This window comes from Streptococcus sp. ST16 (genome assembly GCF_046098135.1).
Taxonomy (GTDB): domain Bacteria; phylum Bacillota; class Bacilli; order Lactobacillales; family Streptococcaceae; genus Streptococcus.
In genome coordinates this window covers 82,950-90,253 of record NZ_JBJUSE010000007.1, presented here as the reverse complement: position 1 = coordinate 90,253, position 7,304 = coordinate 82,950, and the positions used below count along the sequence as shown (strand labels likewise).

The window sequence follows — 7,304 nt, the reverse complement described above, 5'->3', positions numbered from 1 at the left end:
CTTGTAAGCTCTTTCTTATCTTCCAAAGTGGTATTAGTTGTATCATCGATGATGGTATAGGTTACTTTTTGCTTGTCAGCCTTGTATTTAACTATAACCTTGATGTCAGCCTGATCCGCAGTTACGTTTTCTGCGTCAACTTTAGCCTTATCTGGTGTATAGCCATCAACAGTTGGAGAAACTACCTCTGGGAAGGTTCCGACCGACGGAGTCCAAGTACCTTGCGTAGTCGTTTTAGTCACTTCATCTGTTTTCATTTCTCTAGAGAAAGTCAAGGTCGTTTTCTTCTCTGGAGCTGCTGGTGTATTGTCATCCTCGTAGAGGTAATTAATCGTTTGCGTTACAGTCTTGGTTTCTGTAGAAGTTGACACTTTGTGTTTCAAGCGAATGACAACGTTTTGGTCCACACTGCTATCAGTGTCAAATTGACTTGGAAGAGCATCCTGAGAAGCTACTTCGTAACCTTGTGCCAAGTAGCCTGCAACTACGGTGTCGTATTTCGTTTGAGCTGCGGCCGGAAGAGCTGCACCTGAATCACCTGTTGTCAATTCAACTTGATTTTCTAAAGTCTGGCCGGTTATCTCATCTAAAACTGTGTAAGTAACTTTTTGCGTTTGGATGGTGTAATGCACATCCTTGACAATATTTTCTTGAGTAACGGTTTCTGCTGGAACCGTCTCAATGTCAACACTATAGCCCGGAATCACTGGTGACGGCACAGCATCATAGTTTGCTTTGTCGCTTGTCCAAGGTGTGGCAGAAACTTCTGTACCTGTGATTTTATCTTTTGTTACGGTACGAGTCCAAGTCGCTGTTTGCACCTTATCTTCTGGTGTTTGTCCGCCAGCACCGTGGTAACGAACAGTCAAGTTTACATCCTTGCTTTCTTGGATATCAGTTGTACCATGCTTCAAGTGAACAACCACATTTTGATCGTGGTTACTATCAAGGTCGAACTTGGCTGGGAGCTGCTCTTTCGAAACCAATTCATAACCTTGAGCTAGATAAGCATTCACCATTAAATCATATTTTTCTCGGGCACTGTCTGGAAGAGGAGTATCAGAGCCTCCGCTGGTAAGTACTTCCTTATCTTTCAGCGTTTTTTGGGCAGTGTCGTCAATGATGGTATAGGTTACTTTTTGCTTATCTGCTTTATAGGTAACCGTTTCTTCAATATCTGCGCTATCTCCCGTAATCTGTTCAACGGCTGCTACAGTTGCCTTATCTGGTGTATAACCATCAATCTTTGGAGAAACTACCTCTGGGAAGGTTCCGGTAGACGGGAACCAAGGACCCTTATAGACAATCTTATTAGTCACCAGATCCTTGTTGTTAATCCGATAGAACTTCAAAGTCTGAACCTTCGTATCCGCTGCCTCTGTGTTATCTTCATAAACATACTTGATGGTCTCTGTGACTGTCTTTGTTTCTTGAACTGCAGCTCCCTTATGATGTAGATGAACTTCAAAGGTTTGAAGATTTTCATTATAGGTTACACCAGTTGCTGGATAATTATCTGAAACGAGTCCATAATTTCGATCAGTATACGTCTTAATGGTTTCAGCTGTTCGATAAGGATCAGTCTGCCCATAAAAACCATTCAAATCCTTCGTTTCAAGCGTTTCCCCTGTTGTGTCATCAATGTAAGTGACCTTTGCACTAGCTGGATTAGCCGTATAAACGACTGTCTTTTCGATATCGGCACTGTTAGCCGTAATATTGTCAACTGCTGGAACCTCCGCTAAATCTGGAGTGTAACCTTTGATTGTTGGTGATGTTACGGCCGCAAAACTTGTTCCATTTTCTGCTGTCCAATCACCAGTTGTAACATTTGTAACAAGGTCAGTTGTTGCTGTTCTGGTGAATTTTAAGCTACTAGTGCGGTCTGGAGCTGCTGGTGCACCGCCCTCGTATGTATAATGGATAGTTTCCTTAACCGTCTTTTCTTCTGCTACTGAAGTCTTTTTGTGTTTCAAATGAACTTCAAAGGTTTGAAGATTTTCATTATAGGTTACACCATTTGTTGGATAATTGTCTGAAACAAGTTCATAATTTTGATCGGTATACGTCTTAATGGTTTCAGCTGTTCGATAAGGATCAGTCTGCCCATAAAAACCATTCAAATCCTTCGTTTCAAGAACTTTTCCTCCGTTAGTATCATCGTCAATATACGTAACTTTGGCACTAGATTTTTTGGCTGAATAGACATAATAAAATTCTTGGTCGTTGCTAGTGAATGGAATTTGTTTAGTAGTCTTTAACTGTGTACCATACGACGCGATTGCCGTATCAGCTGTTACAAGTGTGTAGCCTGTAATTGTTTTTGGATTAGCGTTATAATCAGGGGTTGGAGTGGCAGTTCCTCCTGCTGGATAACCATATTTATAGTCCTGAGTTTCAATTTCCTTGCCGTTTGTATCGACATAGTGTATTGTAATCTTCTTCTGACCTTCAGCACGCGCAACGGACGGGGTTGTTGTGGCAGAAATCGTTTCTTCTTTAAGCTTAGTTACATTACCATTATCATCAACGTTATAACTATAACTTCTTGACTCATTCGTTATAGTATTCTTAATTGAGGAATCTGCAAAAGTAATTCGTGTTGAATGCCCAGTTCCTTGAATGACACTAGCATCCTTTAAAATAGCACTAACTTTTTTATTGACTTCTTCTGTTCTGTTGATTTCCTGATATTGATCGCCCATTTGAGCATAGTCGTCAGTTGGCCAAATATCATGATAGGTAGTAGCACCATTTCCTGTCATTTTTCCTAAATTAATAGCAACTGTGTAGGTCCCATCTCCATTATCAATAACAACTGAAGAATTTTTGCCTGCTTGCTTTAATGCTTTAAGAATAGTATCATTTGTTGAATTTGCAGGTAGATTTATTAACTTATTATCTGGATCTGAATTGATGCTAATAGAAGTTGAAGTATCTCCTTTAACAAGATATTTTCCATCCTCACTAATTGCTAAAGTAGAAGTATATCTTTTAAGGTCTGGTTTGATACTAACAATTTTTGACCCATTACCTGGTTTTATACGATGGACAGAAATGATATCACCATTTGGAATTCCTGTTTGTCCAGGGTTGGTACCATCGCTTGACAATAAATTATTATAATAATTTGCATCCCCAGTTGAAGTGCCTATTTTTATTGAATTTGCTCTATCGCTACTTGCACTATTATAAACAGCAAAAGGCGCCTGTGCTTTCTCAAATGTTCTTGGTGTTGGTTTAAAAGTAAACTTATTGCCATTTATTTCTAAAATAATATTTTCATAACTTGATTTTGCCGTAAATTTCCCAATAGTCGCTGCCTTTTGAATAACCGATACCGTCTTTTCAGTATTTTGAGGCATATCTTGGAAGCTTTGGTCTAATGTAATTTCATAGGCCAAATTATTGGGATCTGAATGCACAAATTTAATTGTTCCAACACCATCTATCCGTTCTGCTGTTCCAGAACCAAGATTTGAATAATAGGCACCATACGCATTATTTGTTAATTTAACTGGAATACGGAGAACATCACCTTTTTTCAGCGTCCCATCTTGTGTGATTTTAAAGTCCATTTGAACCTTGTCAAAGGGAACTTCTTGAGCAGGCAAAGGTTTTGTATCACCTGGACGCATAACAGTTCCATCTTTAGTCGTAACCGTTACTGAAAAATTCGAGATTTGAGTTGGGTTTTGTTGCAAACTTCTGCGCGTACGTACCGGAGCAGTCGAACGAGGAGTAGCTGCTGTTTGCCCATCAGTAGACTTTTCAACCAGCTTAGACTCAACAGGTGCCGGAGTTTCTTTCGCGACTGCTGTCGAGTTTGAAGGAGCTACGGATTTTTTGTCTGCCCCTTCCACTTTAGGTGCATTTTTTGAAACTGACACTTCCTTTTCTGCTTGTTCAACAGTTGGTGCTGGACCAGTAGCTTTTTCTGTTTCCTTAACTTCTGTGGTTGAAGATACTTTCTCTGACTCCACCACTGCTGATTGATCACTATTATTTTCTGATTTCACATCAGTTGTCGAGCTAGTCTCTACTAGACTGCTCAGATTGTTGTTTTCATCTGCTTGTACAGTTGGTGTGCCAAGCGCTACTCCATATATCGCCAAGCTAGCGATTGCAATCGAAACAAGTCCAACATTTTTCTTTCTTAGAGAAAATTTTTCATGTCTTCCCTTGTAAATTTTAAAACTCTTCACTTTCTATATTCCTTTCTAAGTTTGACATATGATTATTTTATTAGAGATGGACTTTTACAACCTCTACGCATAGGAAACCTCTGCTCTATATTATACATTTTACTCCTTGATAATTCAACTGATGCAGTTAAAATCTACCCACCTAATTTAATAAAAATCTTGATTCATATAGCTTTTAAGCACATGTATTGCTGAATATGTTATTCTATCAAATATCCCCCACTTTCTATATTTTATCTATTTTTAAATATTATATTTAAGCAAAAACATCTTCTTTTTATAAAGAAGATGTTTGTCAATATTCTACTCCTAAGTCGTATAAATCGTCGATGCGGTCGCAATGGTGTGCCACTGGTTAGCTGTGGTGGCTGCGAAGTCTTTGTCTCCATAAAAATCGTTGAATGGTAGGATTTCGACTTCTAATTCTTCGATACGGTCAATCTGACCTGCCAGATAAGCCTCGATGCGACTTTCTGCTCGCTTGATCCTTTGCAAGAGTCCGCCCATACGGATATCGACCGTATCCAAGCCAAAGACCTTATTTTCTTTCAGCCATTGGTGGCTAAAGAGCGCATGGAAGTGTTCAATCTCGCTTCTGAGTTCTGGTAATTCTTGTCTTGCGATTTCTTTCAAACTTTCTTTATCACCCGCTTGGTAGGCCTGACGAATGCGTCGTCCCACATCCACTTTACTACTTAAAATCTGGTTCAACTGGGCCTGAGTTTCAAAGAGATAAGAGTAGGCCCCAGCTTTTTCTTTGATTTCAGCAAGCGTCTCAGCAGCCTGAGCGAAGTGCGGCTTGTCCTGTTCAGGTGTCATGTGTCGATCAAGAATAGGGCAAAGAACATCCTGATAAAAGACGTAGCGGTTAGGATTGATGCCACTGAGATTGTCTGGTAGATCTGGCAAGAGATTGGCTAGGTCAATCTGCATAAAGCCCTCAACCGATAGACCTGTATTGGTTTTGAAGTGTGCAGACAGACAGTCTAGATCATTGCGATAGCTGAGTTCTGCCCAAATTTGCAAGCTGGGTAGAATAGAGAACTGTGCAGTTTCCCCACCGTTATCCCCCCAACCCGTCACGATAACTTCTTTTATCTGATTGGCACGACAGGCTTTATTGGCCTCGATAGCGATGAGACGGCTGAAATGGTTGTTGGGTGTGAAACCGATCCACTTCCAAGCTCCCCCTGCAAAGGCGATATCTTGGCTAATCTTGTGGTGATTACGGAAATTACGATTGTATTTTTCCTCGCTATCCTGATAATAGTCCCAGTAAACCAAGGTCACACGGTCTTTGAGACGGTCTAGGTAGACACGAGTTTCCTCTGGAATTTCCACGTCACGGTCGTACTGGCCATCTGCTGACATGAGTTTGAAGAACATGTCACTCCACATTTGGCAGTGGAAACCATACTTATCGGCAATATCCAGCACGCGCTCCAAGTGTTGACACATGAGGAGACTACGGTCCACAACACCGTTCAAAATGAGGTAGCGCCCCAAACCAACCAAGTGAGCTTCGTCCATCCCGATATTGACCTTGCGTGTCTGCAGTTTAGACAGAGTGGCAAACATCCCGTCAATCAAATCATAAACCTTTTCTTCACCGATAAGGAGAATGTCCTCTACATCACGGAGTTCCTGCACTTCTTTGACACCCCATTTGACGAAGGCCGACAAGTGGGCCAAGGTCTGGATACAAGGCACAAAGGTCATGTCAAACTGCTGGGCGTAGGCTTCTATTTCCTGCAACTCCTCAGCCGAGTAAGCACCACGGAAATAACCAAAGTAAGGTTGTCCTTCAATCTGATAAGTATCTTCCATGTAAAGCTCAAAGGTTGAGTAGCCCATGAGAGCCAAGACTTCAATCATCTGTTTGGCAGAAGCCACATTTAGTACTGCATTTCGCGAACAGTCTGCCATGTAGGCCAACTCTTCATAAGCAGCTTGTTCTTCAATCTCTACCTTATCACCTTCTACTAGAGCTGTTGCCAACAAGGACAAGGCGCGGTAAAGTTGGTGAGGTTTGCGATAAGTCAGTTGATAGTGGCCATCCTCACCCTTGATAGAGATAGAGGCTTGGTCAGACTGAGCGACAGCTACCTCTACATCTGGTAACGAAATGTGCTTTGTCAGCAAGTCGATTGCCTGAGTTTGTTTGGGACTAAGCCCTGTAAAAATTACCATTGGTTTTCCTCCTGCAACCAGTTGACAAGGGCACCGTAGAGATTGGCATCTGCGTGATAGGTGCAAGCTTGGATAACTGGTGCGACCGTGTATTCTTCGTAGGTTTCGACAAATGCTTCGACAGCTTTTTTGACCCCTTGGATAAAGTCTGGATTTTGACTGATAGAGCCTCCCAGACTAATGACATCTGGATCGATCAGATACTGGATATTGAGCAAGCCTTGAGCCAGATTACGGTTCATGCGCTCAATGGCTTCTTGGCAAAGGGCATTGCCAGCTGCAGCTTCTTGGTAAACCTTGCGTCCGTCCCAGTCAGTCTGACCAGATTTTTCAATTACGTAGCGAACCATATTTCCTGTAGATGCTAGTAGCGACCAGTTGTTGAGCTTTTCTGCTGGTGCAATGATTGTCATATAGCCAAACTCACCACCTAAGCCGTGGCGACCTCGGTGAAGTTTGCCATTGATAATCATAGCTCCGCCGATTCCTGTCCCAATCACGACACAGGCTGCATTTTCAATCTCTGGGTGAGCCAGCAGTTCACTAAGTCCAACACAGTTGGCATCATTTTCTAGATGGACAGATAGCTGATGATGAGCAAGAGCTTCATACCAAGAAAAGCCATGGATGTAAGGTACAGCACTGATGCCCTCGATGACACCTGTTTCTTGATTGACCGCGCCTGGCACACTCATGGCAATGCCGTTATAATCTTTCTCTGCCAAGCATTTGTCTAGCCAAGTCAGTAAATCCTCCAAACTTTCTGGCGTCGGAGTACTTGTCTTATCTAGTATTTTTCCATCAGGAGTTAGACTGGCAAACTTAATCCCAGTCCCTCCGATATCAATGGTTGCAATCGTCATATTTTCACCAAAAAAGGGGCGAATCAGTAGTTAATCCTTACTCTTT

General features: G+C 41.8%; 3 protein-coding genes. All 3 read right to left on the bottom strand.

The window, feature by feature from the left end; genetic code table 11:
* On the bottom strand, positions 1-4,205 hold a 4,205-nt coding region (locus tag ACIY14_RS06055; protein ID WP_409001927.1), incomplete at its 3' end, for a mucin-binding protein.
* 309 nt (positions 4,206-4,514) lie between these two features.
* The gene (locus tag ACIY14_RS06050; RefSeq protein WP_409001926.1) at positions 4,515-6,395 is read right to left on the bottom strand and encodes a beta-N-acetylhexosaminidase; all 1,881 of its coding nucleotides are present in this window, start codon (positions 6,393-6,395) and stop codon (positions 4,515-4,517) included.
* Entirely contained in the window at positions 6,389-7,258 is an 870-nt protein-coding gene (locus ACIY14_RS06045; protein WP_409001925.1) for an ROK family protein, read from the bottom strand. Before ACIY14_RS06045 ends, ACIY14_RS06050 begins: the two co-directional genes overlap by 7 nt.
* Positions 7,259-7,304: the final 46 nt, after the last annotated feature.